Below are 14,518 nucleotides of genomic sequence, written 5' to 3'. Positions count from 1 at the left end.
CGGTGCCGGCCGGCGGGTGACAGGCTGACGGGGTGACCGATGCCCACGGGGTCAAGCCGGCCCCCGGACCCGACCAGCCCCCGATCCCCGTCCGCCTGGTCACCTTCAACACCCACCACGGCGTGGGGGGCGGCCCCCCCCCCCCCCCCCCCCCCCGGCGGCGGGTCAGCGGGCCGGGGCGGCCGGGGGCACCGGCGGACGGCGGCGCGTCTGCAGCCGCAGCACCGGCTGGGTCAGCTGCGCCAGCGCGGCACAGCGGGGGCACACCGGGCCGGGGTGGGTCTCGGCGGCGCAGGTGTCACAGGGCACGCGGGTCTCCTCGTACGCGCGAGTCCGTCCGGACCCGGGGAGTCAGGACCCTGCCACCCGGGGACGGCGTCGCCGTGCCGCGTGGGGCGGGTGGGACGACTCGTCAGCGATCCGTCACCTGGTCGCCGGAGCCGGTGTCCAGCGCGGGCGCCGTCGCACGACCGCGGTGGCGACCGGGCGGGACGCGGGCGCGCAGGTGCAGGCCTGGCCGGCGGAGGGGGGTGAGGAGCACATCGGACCTCCCGGGGACGGTGGCCGCCGAGAGTGGCAGCCGCCACCGCTCCGTGGGGGTCCCGGCACGCTCCGGAGTCCGGATGTCACCCGATCGACCCGCGCCGTTCCCCCGCCCGGCGCCCGGTGTCGACCTGCTGCTGCCTCGGGGCCAGGGAGGCAGCCGCAGGTCGACACGGCGCGCTCCCGTGAGTGGTCGCCTGACGTGCGAACCGGGACGGGGTGACCACGCCGGACGACCGGTCGACGGCGGCGGGCGCGGGATCAGCCGGCGAGCAGGTCCGCCAGCCGGTCGAGGTAGGGCACCTGCCCCTTGACGAGCTTCGCGCGGGCCTCGTCGAGGCCGAACCAGGCCGCACGGTCGACCTCGGGGAAGTGCTGCACCCGCCCCGACCGCGGCGGCCACTCCAGCGGGAAGGTGCCGCTGACGACCGCCGCGGCGTCCAGGTCGCCCTCGCCGGCCCACACGGTGAGCACCTTGGCGCCCGCCCGCAGCTCCCCGAGCGGGGTCAAGGACGTCGCCGGCACGGGGCTGCCGAGCTCCTCCTCGAACTCCCGGCGGGCGGCCGCGAGCGCGTCCTCCGCGTCGTCGTGCTCGCCCTTGGGGATCGACCACGCGCCGTCGTCCTTCCGGGCCCAGAACGGCCCGCCCATGTGGCCGAGCAGCACCTCGGGGGCTCCGTCGGGGCCGCGCCGGTACAGCAGGATCCCCGCGCTCCGTCTCGGCACCCGGTCACCCTCGCACGGCGGCTCAGCCGCAGTCGCCGCCCTGGTGGCCGTGCCCGTGGCCGTTGCCCCGCCCCGGCTTGTCCCGGCAGGGATCGGCGGGCGGCTCCGGCGCCGGGGGCTCGGCGGACGGCGGCGCGGGCGCCGGGGTCGTCGCCACGGGCACCGGCGCCGGGAGGACCTCGGCCGGCGGCGGCGCGGCCGCCTCCACCGGCTCCGGCGACGGCGCGGCGGACGACGGCGGCACCGACGACGGCGCGGCCGACGGCGGCACCGCGGTCGGACCGGCCGACGGCGAGGGACGGGCCACCGGGGGCGCGTCGACGGGGTCCCCGCCCCGGACCGCCGGCGCGACCAGCGCCGCCAGCCCCGCGACCGCGAGCACCAGCGCGAGCGCCCCGGCGACCACCCAGCGGCGGCGCAGCGCGGAGCGGGCGGCGTGCCGCGAGCGGCTGGGCAGCACGTCGGTGTCGCCGAGGTCCAGCGCGGCGTCGAGGGCGCCCAGGGCGTCGAGGGTGTCCAGGGACGAGGGGAGGCGGCCGGTGTGCATCCGGGCGAACCTACGCACGCGGCGGCGCGCAGCCCGGTCCGCGACCCGCCCCGTCGTCCCCCGTGTCACTCCTGTCCCGGCGGGTGCCGGGACGGCGCCTCCCGAGGGGGGACACCCGGGAGGCGCCGTCGTCTAGGCGGGGCGCTGCAGGTGGGGCAGCGCCTCGGTGAGGTCCACGACGTCGGCGTACTTGGCGTCGAGGTCGGCGAGGTTGTTCTCGTGCAGGGCGGGGCTGCGGTCGGCGCAGGCCTGGCGGACCACCTGCGGGCGGAACCCGGAGTTGAGCGCGTCCATCGCGGTGGCCCGGACGCAGCCGGAGGTGGAGACGCCGGCGACCACGACGGTGTCCACGCCGAGGCCGGCCAGGGTCGGCGCGAGCGTGGTCCCGAAGAAGGCCGAGGCGTACTGCTTGACCACCACCGGCTCCCCGGGACCCGCCTCCAGCGTGAGCTCGCCCCACTCCCCCGGCGCGTCCTCGGCGAAGGCGGCCAGCGCCGGCACCTTCCGCACGAACAGCCCGCCGTCGGCCAGGCCCCGGGCGTAGCGGACCGCCGTCCACACCACCGGGTGCCCGCCGGCGCGGGCGGCGTCGACCAGCGCCCCGGCGGCCTCGACCGCCGGGCCCGGGTCGGGCAGGGCGAACGGCCCACCCGGCTCGGTGTAGGCCCGGCACAGGTCGACGACGACCACGGCCGGGCGGGCGCCCCAGCCCAGCCGCCCGGAGAACGCCGTCCCGTGCGGGCCGGGCTCGGGAACGCTCACCCGGCCGCCCACACCGGGCGCTTGGGGGCCGGCAGCCCGGTCTCCTCCTCGCAGCGGGCGAGCAGCTCCTCGATCGGCGGCCCCATGTCGAACACCGGCAGCTCGGCCGGCCGGTCGGCGCGCATGGTGTCGCGCAGCGTCTCGGTGGCCTCGGCGTCGACCTCGCCGTCCTCGGTGAGGCAGACGCCGTAGCGCTCGGCGCCCCGGGGCGTGACCAGCCCGCGCCGGACCTCCCGCGCGACGAGCTCCGGGTCGCGCTGCAGCGGGTCGCCCCACCCGCCGCCGCCCCAGGTGACGAAGTGCAGGACGTCGCCGGGGCGCACCGGCACGCCGTGGCACTTGCTCGGCAGCACCTCCCGGGTGCCGTCGGCCCGGTCGATCCACTTGCGGCCGCGCGCGCCGGGCTCGCCGCCGTTGACGCCCCACGGGTAGGTCAACCAGCGGTCGTCGTGGATGGCGATCTCGCCGGGTTCCTCGAACACGTAGGCGACGTCGACGCCGTTGCCGCCGCGGTGCAGCCCGGCGCCGCCGGTGTCGGCGACGGTCTCCCACGTCTCGATCCGCAGCGGGTAGTAGGACTCGAGGTACTCGCAGGGGATGTTGACGAAGCTCGGCCACAGCGAGTGCCCGTCGGGCCCGTCGCCGAGCGGCCGCCCGGGGATGCCGCCGAAGCCGATCGAGTACAGCTGGAACCACTCGCCCTTCCGCTCTCCCGACGAGTAGTGGCCGGAGTACATGAAGTGCGGCGAGGAGGAGAAGCCGGCCGCGTTGAGCAGCGCCGGGTTGGTCTGCCCGAGCAGCCCGCCGAACAGGTCGAAGACCCGCCCGATGCCGTGGTTGCGGCCGTTGAGCGCCGCCGGGTGCTCCGGCTTCCAGTACGACCCGTCCGGGATGGTGACGTCGATCAGCGGGTAGAAGCCGTCGTTCCACAGGATCTGCGGGTCGGCGACGGTGATCATGTAGATCCCGAAGAACATCCGGGTCAGGTTCTCGTTGATGTAGTAGTTGATCGGCCCGGCCGCCTGCGGCGAGGAGCCGGTGAAGTCCAGGTGCACCTTCTCGCCGGTGCGGGTCAGCGACAGCTTGAGCTCGTAGGGGCCGTTGCCGACGCCGTCGTCGCAGATGTAGTCGGTGAAGGAGAGCGTGCGGCCCTCCTCGAACACCATCTGCAGCAGCACCTTCATGGCGTCGTGGTTGCGCTGCAGCAGCGCGTCGAGCGCCGACAGGTAGGTGGCCGTGCCGAACCGCTGGCACATCTCCACCACCCGCCGCGCGGCGGTGCGGCACGCGGCGACCAGGCCGTTGAGGTCGGCGCGGTTCCAGTCGGGCATGCGGACCTGGTTGAGGATGATCCGCAGCGCGTCGTCGTTGAGCACGCCCCTGCGGTAGAGCTTGAAGGGCGGGATGACCACGCCCTCCTCGTAGATGGTGCGGGCGTCGGTGGGCATCGACGACGGCGTCTTGCCGCCCACGTCGGACATGTGCCCGAACATCGACGCCCAGCCCACGACCCGGCCCTCGTGGAACACCGGCATGACCAGCAGCCAGTCGTTGGCGTGGCTGATCGCCGCGCCGCAGGCGTAGGGGTCGCTGGTCAGCAGGACGTCGCCCTCCTCGACGGTGTCGTCGAACCCGTCGAGGAAGTCGGGGATGGACAGGCCGAACTGGCCGACGACCATCTTCCCGCTCGGGTCGCCGATCAGCGGGAACTCGTCGTGCTGCTCGCGGATGCCGGGCGAGAGCGCGGTGCGGAAGAGCACCTCGTCCATCTCGTAGCGGGCGTTGCGCAGCCCGTTCTCGATCAGGTCGAGGGTGACCGGGTCGACGTCGACCCGCTCCACCTCGCCGGTGGCGGTCTCGATGATCCGGGCCATGCTCACGCCTCCGCGTCGTCGGTCAGGGGGGTGATCAGCAGGGAACCCGAGGCGTGCACGGCGGCCGCGTGCCCGGGCAGGACGAGGGTGGTGGAGTCCATCTCGGTGACGATCGCCGGGCCGCGCACCACGTCCCCGGCCCGCAGCCGCGCCCGGTCGTAGACCGCGGCGGTCACCTGCTCCCCGCCGACGTGCACCGCCGCCTCGGTGACCAGCGCCGACCTCGGGTCGCCGTCGCCCTCCTCCAGCTGCACCGGGGCGACGTCGGGGCGCGGGCCGGTGACGGTGGCCCGGGCGTTGACCAGCTCGTGGTCGACGTCGAGGAGGAAGGAGAACAGCCGGTCGTGCTCGGCGTCGAAGGCCTTCCCCAGCTCGGCCAGCGCACCGTCGCCGTCGAGCCAGGCGGGGTCGACCTCCACGGGGATCTCGAAGCCCTGCCCGTGGTACCGGACGTCGACCTGGAAGCCGACCCGCTGGTCGGCCCGCGCTAGCCCCTGGGCGGCCAGTCGCTCGCCGGCCTCGTCGGCGAGCTCGCGCAGGATCTGCCGGAGCTCGCCGTCGGTGAGCTGGCCGAAGCGGCGCAGCACCGTGCGGGCGGACTCGTCGCGCCGGCTGGTGGTGGCGTCGCCGAGCGCGCACAGCAGGCCGGGCCCGGGCGGGATGATCACCGGCCACGCCCCGGTGAGCCTCCCCAGCGCGTTGGCGTGCAGCGGACCGGCGCCGCCGAAGGCGACCAGCGCGAAGTCGCGCGGGTCGAAGCCCTGCTGCACCGACACCAGCCGCAGCCCGCCGAGCATGTTCTCGTTGACGATGTCGACGATGCCCGCGGCCGCGGCCTCCGGGGAGTCCAGCCCCATGGCCTCGGCGACCTTGCCGACCGCCGCGCGCGCGGCCTCGACGTCGAGGGTGATCTCCCCGCCGGCCAGCGCCGAGGGCAGGTAGCCCAGGACGACGTTGGCGTCGGTGACCGTGGGCTCCACCCCGCCCTTGCCGTAGGCGGCCGGACCGGGGTCGGCGCCGGCCGACTGCGGGCCGACCCGCAGCGCGCGGGTCAGCTCGGGGACGTGCGCGATCGAGCCGCCGCCGGCGCCGACGGTGCGGACGTCGACGCTGGAGGCCCGCACCGACAGGTCGCCGACCTTGGTCTCGCGGCCGATGCGCGGGGACAGGTCGCGCACCAGCGCCACGTCGGTGGAGGTGCCGCCCATGTCGAAGGTGATCAGGTCGCGGTGGCCGCACTGCTCGGCCACCCACACCGCGCCGGTCACCCCGCCGGCCGGGCCGGACAGCAGCATGGTCACCGGCGCGGCGACCGCGGCGTCGGCGGACTGCAGGCCGCCGTCGCTGCGCAGGATCGACAGCTCGCAGGCCACCCCGCCCTCGCGCAGCCCGTCGGAGAGGTGGCGGACGTACTTGTCCACCTGCGGCTGCACGTAGCCGTTGGCGACGGTGGTCAGCGTGCGCTCGTACTCGCGCAGCTCGGGGAGCACGTCGGAGGACAGCGACACCGGGACGCCGGGCAGCACCTCGCCGGCGATCCCGCGGATGCGGCGCTCGTGCGTCGCGTCGGCGAAGGAGTTGACCAGGCTGACGGCGAGGGCCTGCACGCCGCGGCCGGCCAGGTGCTGCAGCCGCGCGCGGACGTCGGCCTCGTCGAGCGGGCGGACCACCGACCCGTCGCTGGCGATGCGCTCGGCGACCTCGACGGTGTCCTCGAGGTCGGCCAGCGGCTCGGGCTTGGGCCAGATGATCCAGCCGGCCAGCCCGCCGGGGACGAAGGAGCGGGCGATCTGCAGCACCTGGCGGAACCCGCGGGTGGTGACCAGGCCGACGCGGGCGCCCTTGCCCTCGAGGATCGCGTTGGTCGCGACCGTGGTGCCGTGCAGCACCTGCGCCACCTCGCCCAGCGAGATGCCGGCGTCGGCGCACACCTTGCCGATGCCGGTGAGCACCCCGACCGCCTGGTCGGCCGGGGTCGAGGCGGTCTTGGCGCGCCACGTCGCGCCGCTGTCCTCGTCCACGAGCAGGACGTCGGTGAAGGTGCCCCCGACGTCGACTCCGAGCCGGTAGCTCATGCGGTCTCCTCCTGGCGGATCGCGGTGGCGGTCATCTGCAGCCGGGCCGCGCGGACCATGACGGCGCGGGCGTTGGCGATGTGCGAGGTCATGACGGCGCGGGCCCACGCGGGGTCGCCGGCGCGCAGCGCGGCGACGATCTCGCTGTGGTGCGCCAGGCTGCGGCGCAGCGACGCCTCGTCGTAGGTGAGGAAGTTGCGCCGCACGATCGGCGGGTGGATGGCCGCGGCGAGCGCGGCGGCCAGCGCGGGCTGCGCGGCGAGGGCCACCAGCCGGTCGTGGAAGGCGCGGTTGAGCGGCACCAGCGCGTCGAGGTCCTGGTCCGGCCCGGGCGCGCCGACCTCGTGCATGCGCCGGGCCAGGCCGTCGAGCTCCTCGACGTCGGCCGGGCGGGCCCGCGGGACGGCGTGCGCGGTCAGCTGCGGCTCGAGCACCGACCGCAGGTCGAACACGCCCTCGAGCTCGGCGACGGTCCAGGTGGCCACCCGGGCACCGCGGTTGGGCACCACCTCGACCAGGCCCTCGGCGGCCAGCCGGGACAGCGCCTCGCGCACCGGCGTCCGGCTGACCCCCAGCCGCTCGGCCAGCTCGACCTCGCCGAGCCGCGCACCGGGCGCCAGCTCCCCGCCCATGATCAGCTCGCGCAGGGTCGACAGCGCCCGCTCCGCGGACGTCTGTGCACGTGTCACCCGTCACACCTCCCTGGCGATTGCATGCAAGGTAGGGGCGCCCCGGTCGGTGCACAAGGGCCGCGGAACAGACTGCCGTGTTCCGTTTCGGTCGTTGCCGTGCACGTCACGGGGGGTGCAGACTGCTCCCGACCCGGAGAGGGCCCGGCCAGGGTCTGTATGCAACCGAGGGGGCACCGTGGGTGATCTGCTGGGGAACGGCCCGGCGCCGCGGGCGCGGCTGCGCGAGCTGCTCGCCGGGCCGGGGCCGCTGGTCGCGCCGGGCGCCTACGACGCGCTGTCGGCCCGGCTGGTGGAGCAGGCCGGCTTCGACGCCGTCTACATGACCGGCTTCGGGACGACGGCCTCGCTCATCGGCCGCCCCGACGTCGGGCTGCTCACCGGTGCGGAGATGGTCGACAACGCCCGCCGGATCGCCGCGGCCGTCGAGGTCCCGGTCATCGCCGACGCCGACACCGGCTACGGCAACGCGCTCAACGTCGTCCGCACGGTGCAGCTCTACGAGCAGGCCGGGGTGGCCGGGATCCAGCTCGAGGACCAGGTCATGCCCAAGAAGTGCGGGCACATGAGCGGCAAGGCGCTCATCGGCGCCGACGAGATGGCCGGCAAGATCCGCGCGGCGGTCGCCGCCCGCCGCGACCCCGACCTGGTGATCGTCGCCCGCACCGACGCGGTCGCCGTCAGCGGCACCGACGACGCCCTGGAGCGGGCCCGGGCCTACGCCGGCGCCGGCGCGGACCTGCTCTTCGTCGAGGCGCCCACCACCGAGGCCGACGTCGAGCGGGTGGCGACGGCGCTGGCCGGCGTGGCGCCGCTGGTGTTCAACTGGGCCGAGGGCGGCCGCACGCCCCCGCTGTCGCTGCAGCGGATGACCGAACTGGGGTTCGCGCTGGTCATCTACCCCATCGGCACGCTGCTGGCGGCCACCGCGGGGATGCGCTCGCTGCTGGCGGCGCTGCGGGCACAGGGCGTCCCGCCGCTGGAGGGACTGCCCACCTTCGGCGAGTTCACCGACCTCGTCGGCCTGCCCGAGGTGCAGGACCTGGAGCAGCGCTTCAGCAGCTGAAGGCGCTTCCCATCGGCAGTCGTGGGAGGGCTCCGGACAACGTCTCGGCGCTCCTGTCACACCCGTCCCAGACGCTCGCGGCGATGACCGGACCGGTCCGTCCGGGCCGGTAGACAGAGCGCCGTGAGCACCACCGACGCCCGGCCGCATCCGCACGACGGTGCCCCCCGGGTCGCCGTGGCGATCACCGCCACGAGCACCCCGGTGCTCTCCCACGCCCTCGCCCACAACCGCGTCCCGGTCGTCTCCCGGCTGGCGTTCGCCACCCACGGCGCGGCGGTGTCCGGCGCGCTCGTCCGCATCGGGGTGCGCGACGCCGAGGGCCCGATCGGGCGCCGGGTGGAGCTGACCGTCGACCTCGACGCCGACGCGACGACGGTGCTCAGCGACGTGGACCTCGTCGTGGACGCCGCGGCGGTGCTGCAGATCGAGGAGCAGCGGCCCGGCGTCATCGAGATCGACGTGACCGTCGACGGCGCCGACGTCGGCGGCACGGCCGTCCCGGTGCAGGTGCTCGCCGCCGGCCAGTGGCTGGCCGCCCCCCTGCCCCTGGCGCTGGAGATGCTCGCCGCGCACGTGCTGCCCAACCACCCGGCGGTCGGTCCGCTGCTGGAGGAGGCCGCCGCGCTGCTCGGGGAGCGCACCGGCGATCCCTCGCTGGAGGGCTGCGCGGCCGGCCCGGAGCGGGTCGACGCGGTCGTCGCCGCGGTCGCCGCCGCGGTGCGCGCCCGCGGCGTCCGGTACGGCGAGGCGGCCGCGGACTGGGCGCACATCGCGCAGAAGGTGCGCACCCCCGGCGACGTCCTCGACGGGCGGGTCGGCACCCCGCTGGACACCACCGTCGTGCTGGCCGCCGCGCTCGAGGCCGCCGGGATCCGCACCCTGCTGTGGCTGACGGAAGGGCACGCGTTCCTCGGCTACTGGCGGGAGGAGCGCAGCGCGGAGAGCGCCGCCACCACCGACGTCGCGCCGCTGGCCGACCTCGTCGACCTCGGCCTGGTGCGGCTGGTGGAGACGACGCTGCTGACCAGCCGCGAGCCGGCCGACCCCGACGCCGAGCAGCTGCACCGCGCCGCCCGCGACGCGTGGCTGGCCGGCGGCCCGGACCGGGTGCTGGGCGTCACCGACGTCCACCGCGCCCGCCGCGACGGCATCCTGCCGCTGCCGGCCCGCACCCGCGGCCCCGGCGGGGCGCTGCAGGTGGTCGAGTACCGCCCGCCCGCCGCGCACCCGGCCGGCCGCCACGCCGCCCCCGCCCCCGGCGCGCCGGCCAGCGTGCCGTCGCGGGTGCGGCAGTGGCAGGACGACCTGCTCGACCCCGCGGCGCGCGACCGGCTGCTCGACCTCCCCGAGGGCGCGGGCCTGCCGCTGGTCGTGCCCGGCCTCTACCTCGCCACCCTCACCGAGCTGCTCGCCGAGGAGGGCGGGGTCGCGCTGCTGCCCAGCGACCGGCTCACGGACTCCGACGAGGAGGGCGTGTCCTCGGCCCGCGGGTTGCCGGTCGGCGTGCTCGGCGAGGTGCTGCACGAGCGGCGCGCCGTGCACGCCGACGTCACCGACGGCGGCTACCTGCCGCGACTGCGCGGGCTGGCGCACCGGGCGCGCACCACCCGCGAGGAGACCGGCGCCGGCGACCTGTACCTCGCCGTCGGCACCCTGGCGTGGGAGCACGAGGGACGGCGGCTGCGCTCGCCACTGGTCCTGCTGCCGGTGGTCCTCTCCCCCGACGGCGACGGCTACCGGCTGACCGCCGACCCCGCCGCCGGCGCCCACCCGAACGGGCTCCTGCTCGACGAGCTGCGCCGGGCGCACGGCCTGACCGTCCCCGGGCTCGACCCCGAGGACGGCACGGACGTCGACGGCGTGCTCGACGCGGTCCGGCAGTCGCTGGCCGAGGCGGGCCTGCCCTCCCGCGTCGAGGCCACCGCCGACCTCGCCCTGCTGCGGCCGGCGGCGCACCGCCGGTGGCGCGACCTGGACGCGTCGTGGGCCGAGCTGACGGCCGCACCGCTGGCCGACCACCTGGCGCGCGCGACCGCCGCACCGTTCCGCGACCCGGTGCCGGCCGCGGCGGTCGACGTCGACCTCGACGAGCTCGCCGCCCGGTGCCCGCTGCCCAGCGACTCCTCCCAGCTGCGCGCCGTCGCCGAGGGGGTGGCCGGCCGCACGTTCGTGCTCGAGGGCGCGCCGGGCACCGGCAAGTCGCAGACCGTCGTCAACCTGGTCGCCCGCGCCGTCGCCGAGGGGAAGCGGGTGCTGGTCGTGGCCGCGAAGCGGGCCGCGCTCGACGTCGTCGCCCGCCGGCTGGAGGCAGCCGGCCTGGGCGGGGCCACCCTGCCGCTGCACGACGGGCGCGCCCACCCCGCCGAGGTGCGCGCCCGCGTCCTCGCCGCGCTCGACGACGCCCCGCGGGACCCGGAGGGCGAGGGTGCGGCCGCGGACCTCGCCGACCTGCGCGCGGCCCGCCGCACCCTGGCCGGCTACGCCGACCGGCTGCACGCCCCCAACGCCGCGGGCCTGTCCTGCTACTCGGCGCGGACCGCGCAGCTCGCCCTCGGCGACGGCGTCCCGCCGCTGTCCCTGCCACCGGCCTTCGCCGCCGCCGCGCCCGCGCAGACGATGGCCGCGGTGCGCCGCGCGCTGGCGCTGCTGCCCGACGTCGCCGACCTCGTCCGCCCCTCGCCGCGGCACCCGTGGGCCTTCGTCGACACCGCCGACGTCGACCTGCGCGCCGCGCACGCCGCCGCCTCCGCCGTCGACGCCGCCATGCGCGCGCTGCCGGCCGAGGAGCACCTGGCGCGGGCGCTGCGCGAGGTGCGCACCCCCGCCGACCTCGACGACCTCGCCCACCTGCTCGCCGGCCCGCCGGTGGGCCTCGACGTCCTCGACGAGGTGCCGACCGCGCGCTGGACCGCGGCGACGACGGCGGTGCTCGCCGAGGTCGCCGCGTTCACCTCCGCCGTCCACCCCGGCCTGGAGCTGGCCGGTCCGGAGGCGCTGGCGCTGCCGCTCGCCGACCTCTACGTCGCCGCGCAGACCGCGCAGGCCGCCCGCACCTGGGCCCGCCGGCAGGGGCTGCGCGCGGTGCGGGACCAGCTGGCGCCGGCGCTGCGCCCGGGCGTGACGGTGAAGCTCGGCGACGTCCCGGAGCTGACCGCGTCGCTGTGGCGGCTGCAGACCGCCGCCGCGGGCCTCGCCGCGCGCGCCGCGGTGATCCCCGGGCTGTCGGTGCCGGCGGGGTGGAACCCGCTGCTGGACCCCACTGTCCTCGACGGGCAGGTGGCGTGGCTGCGGCGGGCCGGCGCGGTCGTCGACAGCGCCCGCGGCTTCGCCGTCGCCCTGCGCCGCCACGTCGTCGCCCGGCCCGGTACCGACGCCGCGGCCGCGACGGCCGTGCGGCGGCTGCGCGACGAGCTCGACCGGCTGCTGCGCGTCTGCCGCAGCACCCCGGCGCGGCTGGCCGAGTGGTGCGGCGACGACGGCGTCCTGCTGCGCTGGGCGATGACCCGCCCCGAGCGCGGCGTCGAGCACAGCGGGCTGATCTCGCTGCGGCGGTGGGCGGAGCTCCTCGACACCCTCGAACCGCTGCGCGCGGCCGGTCTGACCGAGGCCCGCGCCGCGCTGGTCAGCGGCCGGCTGCCCGCCGAGGACGCCACCCGCGCCCTCGAGCACGGCCTGGCCGCCGCCTCGGCGGCCGAGCGCCAGGCGGCCACCGGTCTCGACGCGTTCGACGAGGACGCGCACGACCGGGCCCTGGCCCGCCACACCGCTGCCGCCCGCGCGGTGCGCCACCACCTCGTCGCCGCGCTGCCCGCCGCCGTCGCGGCCCGCCGTCCCGAGGACGACGAGCGGGTCGCCGCCCTCCGGCACGCCCTCGACGAGGCACCGGGAGTGGCAACCCTGCTCGCCGAGCACGGCGACCTGGTCACCGCACTGCTGCCGTGCGTGCTGGCCGGCCCCGACGCGGTCGCCCGGTTCCTGCCGGCGCGGGCGGGCCTGTTCGACCTCGTGGTGGTCGAGGAGGCCTCCCAGCTGCGGGTCGCCGACGCCGTCGGCGCGCTGGGCCGGGCCCGCGCGGCCGTGGTCGTCGGCGACACCCGCCAGCTCCCCCCGGCGCCGCCGGCCGAGTGCGGTCCCGCGGCCGGCGAGGACGTGCCCGGGCTGCCGGGCACCGCCGTGGAGGACGCGGAGTCGATCCTGTCGGAGTGCCTGCGCGCGGGCGTGCCGCGGCACCGGCTGTCCTGGCACTACCGCAGCCGCGACGAGTCGCTGTTCGCGTTCAGCAACGCCCACTACTACGGCAACCGGCTCTCCTCCTTCCCCGCGCCCACGGCCGGGCGGGCCTCGGCCGACGTCGGCGGGCACGGGATCTCGCTGGTGCGCGTGCAGGGCACCTTCCACCGCACCGGCGCCGGCCGGCTGCTGCGCACCAACCCGATGGAGGCCAAGGCCGTCGTCGCGGAGATCCGCCGCCGCCTCGACGCCGAGCCGGACGCGGTGCCCTCGATCGGCGTGGTCACCTTCACCACCCAGCAGCGGGCCTACGTCGAGTCGCTGCTGCGCGACGCCGGCGACGAGCGGCTGACCGCGGCGCTGGAGCGCACCGACGGCGAGGGCGTCTTCGTCAAGGACATCGAGGACGTCCAGGGCGACGAGCGCGACGTCGTGCTGCTGTCGACCGCCTACAGCGCCGACGACCGCGGCGTGCTGCCGCTGAACTTCGGCCCGCTCAACCGGGCCGGCGGCGAGCGGCGGCTCAACGTGGCGATCACCCGCGCCCGCCGGCAGGTCGTCGTCTTCACCTCCTTCGACCCCGCCGCGCTGCGCGCCGAGCAGACCTCGTCACTGGGCGTCAAGCACCTGCGCGCCTACCTCGACCTGGCCGCGCTGGGCACCGACGCGCTGCCGCGGGAAGCCCGGGCGCCGCGGGTCCCCGACCGGCACCGCGAGGAGATCGCCGCCGCGCTGCGGGAGCGCGGGCTGGGCGTGCGCACCGACGTCGGCCTGTCGGACTGCCGCGTCGACCTGGCGCTGGCGCGCGCCGACGCCCCGGAGACCCCGGTCGTGGCCGTGCTGCTCGACGGTCCGGGCTGGGCCCGTCGGCCCACCGTCGGGGACCGCGACGGCCTGCCCGCCGAGGTCCTCACCGGCGTGCTCGGCTGGCCCGCCGTCGAGCGGGTGTGGCTGCCCGCGTGGCTGCGCGACCGCGAGGCCGTGCTCGACCGGCTGGCCGCCGCGGTCGCCGCCGTGCCCGCGCCCGCCGCCGCTCCCCCGGCGCTGTCCGTGGTGGACGACGTGGTCGACGCCGAGCCCGAGCCCACGCCCGCCCCGGACCCGGCGCCGCGTGGGCCGGTGCTGCGGTCGGTGGCGTCGGCCGCCGTGGCCGCGCTGCCGGCGCCGCGCCCGCTGCCCGACCCGGCGACCGACGAGCCCGCCCCGGTGACCCCGCCGGTGACGCTGAGCGTGGTCCCGCCGGTGCCGGAGGAGCCGGAGGAGCCGCCGGCCGACGAGGTGGTCCCCGCGCCGGTCGAGCAGCGCTTCCGCGCCTGGGCGCCCAAGCCGGCCGGTGACCGCAAGGTCCTCGACGGCCTCGCCGACCCGCGCAACGCCCGGCTGGTCACCCGGGTGCTCGGCGCGGGGCTGCGCGCCGAGGGACCGGTGCACCGCGACCGGCTGGTCCGGCTGGCCGCCGGCGCGTTCGGCCTGACCCGGGTCGGCGAGGCCCGGCGCGACGCGCTGCTGGCGCTGCTGCCCGCGCACACCCTCGACGGCGACGTCGTCTGGCCGGCGGCGCTGGACCCGGCGACCTGGACCGTCTACCGCCGCCAGAGCGCCAGCAGCGTCCGGCCGCTGGAGCAGGTGCCGGCGCAGGAGGTCGGCAACGCGATGGTCGCGCTGGTCCGCGACTCGGGTGGCCTCGGCCGCGACGAGCTGTTCCTGCGCACCGCCGAGGTGTTCGGCTACCGCCGTCGGACGCCGTCGCTGGCCCCGCTGCTCACCGCGGCGCTCGACCGCGCGGCCGCCGCCACCCGGCTCACCGTGCACGACGACGGCCGGGTCACCTCCTGAGGAAGGACCCTCCTGCCCCCCGCCACTCGCACGCTGGCGGCGGGCCCCTGCAGGAGGGCCGCCGCGGACGGGGGGGGGGGGGGGGGGGGGGGGGGGGGGGGGGGGGGGGGGGGGGGGGGGGGGGGGGGGGGGGGGGGGGGGGGGGGGGGGGGGGGGGGGGGGGGGGG

The 14,518-nt window shown here is 77.4% G+C and carries 9 protein-coding genes; 2 read left to right on the top strand and 7 right to left on the bottom strand.

Annotation, left to right across the window (positions count from 1 at the left end; genetic code table 11):
• Positions 1-165 precede the first annotated feature (165 nt).
• From ACI8AD_RS23895 to ACI8AD_RS23865, 7 genes are all read right to left on the bottom strand, one after another.
• Positions 166-309, bottom strand: coding sequence for a hypothetical protein (locus tag ACI8AD_RS23895; protein ID WP_456873024.1), 144 nt, complete (start codon positions 307-309; stop codon positions 166-168).
• Positions 310-804: 495 nt separating this feature from the next.
• Positions 805-1,269, bottom strand: a complete 465-nt coding sequence (locus ACI8AD_RS23890; RefSeq protein WP_456873023.1) for an NUDIX domain-containing protein — start codon at positions 1,267-1,269, stop codon at positions 805-807.
• A gap of 22 nt (positions 1,270-1,291) precedes the next feature.
• Positions 1,292-1,816, bottom strand: a complete 525-nt coding sequence (locus tag ACI8AD_RS23885) for a hypothetical protein (RefSeq protein WP_456873022.1) — start codon at positions 1,814-1,816, stop codon at positions 1,292-1,294.
• 132 nt (positions 1,817-1,948) lie between these two features.
• Entirely contained in the window at positions 1,949-2,578 is a 630-nt protein-coding gene (locus tag ACI8AD_RS23880) for an isochorismatase family protein (protein WP_456873021.1), read from the bottom strand.
• Entirely contained in the window at positions 2,575-4,452 is a 1,878-nt protein-coding gene (locus ACI8AD_RS23875) for a hydantoinase B/oxoprolinase family protein (RefSeq protein ID WP_456873020.1), read from the bottom strand. The genes ACI8AD_RS23880 and ACI8AD_RS23875 overlap by 4 nt, the downstream gene beginning before the upstream one ends.
• A gap of 2 nt (positions 4,453-4,454) precedes the next feature.
• On the bottom strand, positions 4,455-6,527 hold the full coding sequence (locus tag ACI8AD_RS23870; protein ID WP_456873019.1) for a hydantoinase/oxoprolinase family protein: 2,073 nt from the start codon (positions 6,525-6,527) through the stop codon (positions 4,455-4,457).
• Positions 6,524-7,216 (bottom strand): GntR family transcriptional regulator, encoded by a 693-nt coding sequence (locus tag ACI8AD_RS23865; RefSeq protein WP_456873018.1) that lies wholly within the window; start codon positions 7,214-7,216, stop codon positions 6,524-6,526. Before ACI8AD_RS23865 ends, ACI8AD_RS23870 begins: the two co-directional genes overlap by 4 nt.
• Positions 7,217-7,394: 178 nt before the next feature.
• Between ACI8AD_RS23865 and ACI8AD_RS23860 the strand changes: the two genes are divergently transcribed.
• Positions 7,395-8,282 (top strand): isocitrate lyase/PEP mutase family protein, encoded by an 888-nt coding sequence (locus tag ACI8AD_RS23860; protein ID WP_456873017.1) that lies wholly within the window; start codon positions 7,395-7,397, stop codon positions 8,280-8,282.
• 123 nt (positions 8,283-8,405) lie between these two features.
• On the top strand, positions 8,406-14,351 hold the full coding sequence (locus tag ACI8AD_RS23855) for an AAA domain-containing protein (RefSeq protein WP_456873016.1): 5,946 nt from the start codon (positions 8,406-8,408) through the stop codon (positions 14,349-14,351).
• The last annotated feature ends 167 nt before the right edge of the window (positions 14,352-14,518 follow it).

Source organism: Geodermatophilus sp. SYSU D00766, assembly GCF_054049915.1.
This window is presented reverse-complemented; position numbering and strand designations above follow the sequence as displayed.

What these genes read in the sequence shown, in the direction of transcription:
- ACI8AD_RS23875 (WP_456873020.1), bottom strand. Translation starts at nt 4,452, where the DNA reads ATGGCCCGGATCATCGAGACCGCCACCGGCGAGGTGGAGCGGGTCGAC.
- ACI8AD_RS23870 (WP_456873019.1), bottom strand. Translation starts at nt 6,527, where the DNA reads ATGAGCTACCGGCTCGGAGTCGACGTCGGGGGCACCTTCACCGACGTC.
- ACI8AD_RS23885 (WP_456873022.1), bottom strand. Translation starts at nt 1,816, where the DNA reads ATGCACACCGGCCGCCTCCCCTCGTCCCTGGACACCCTCGACGCCCTG.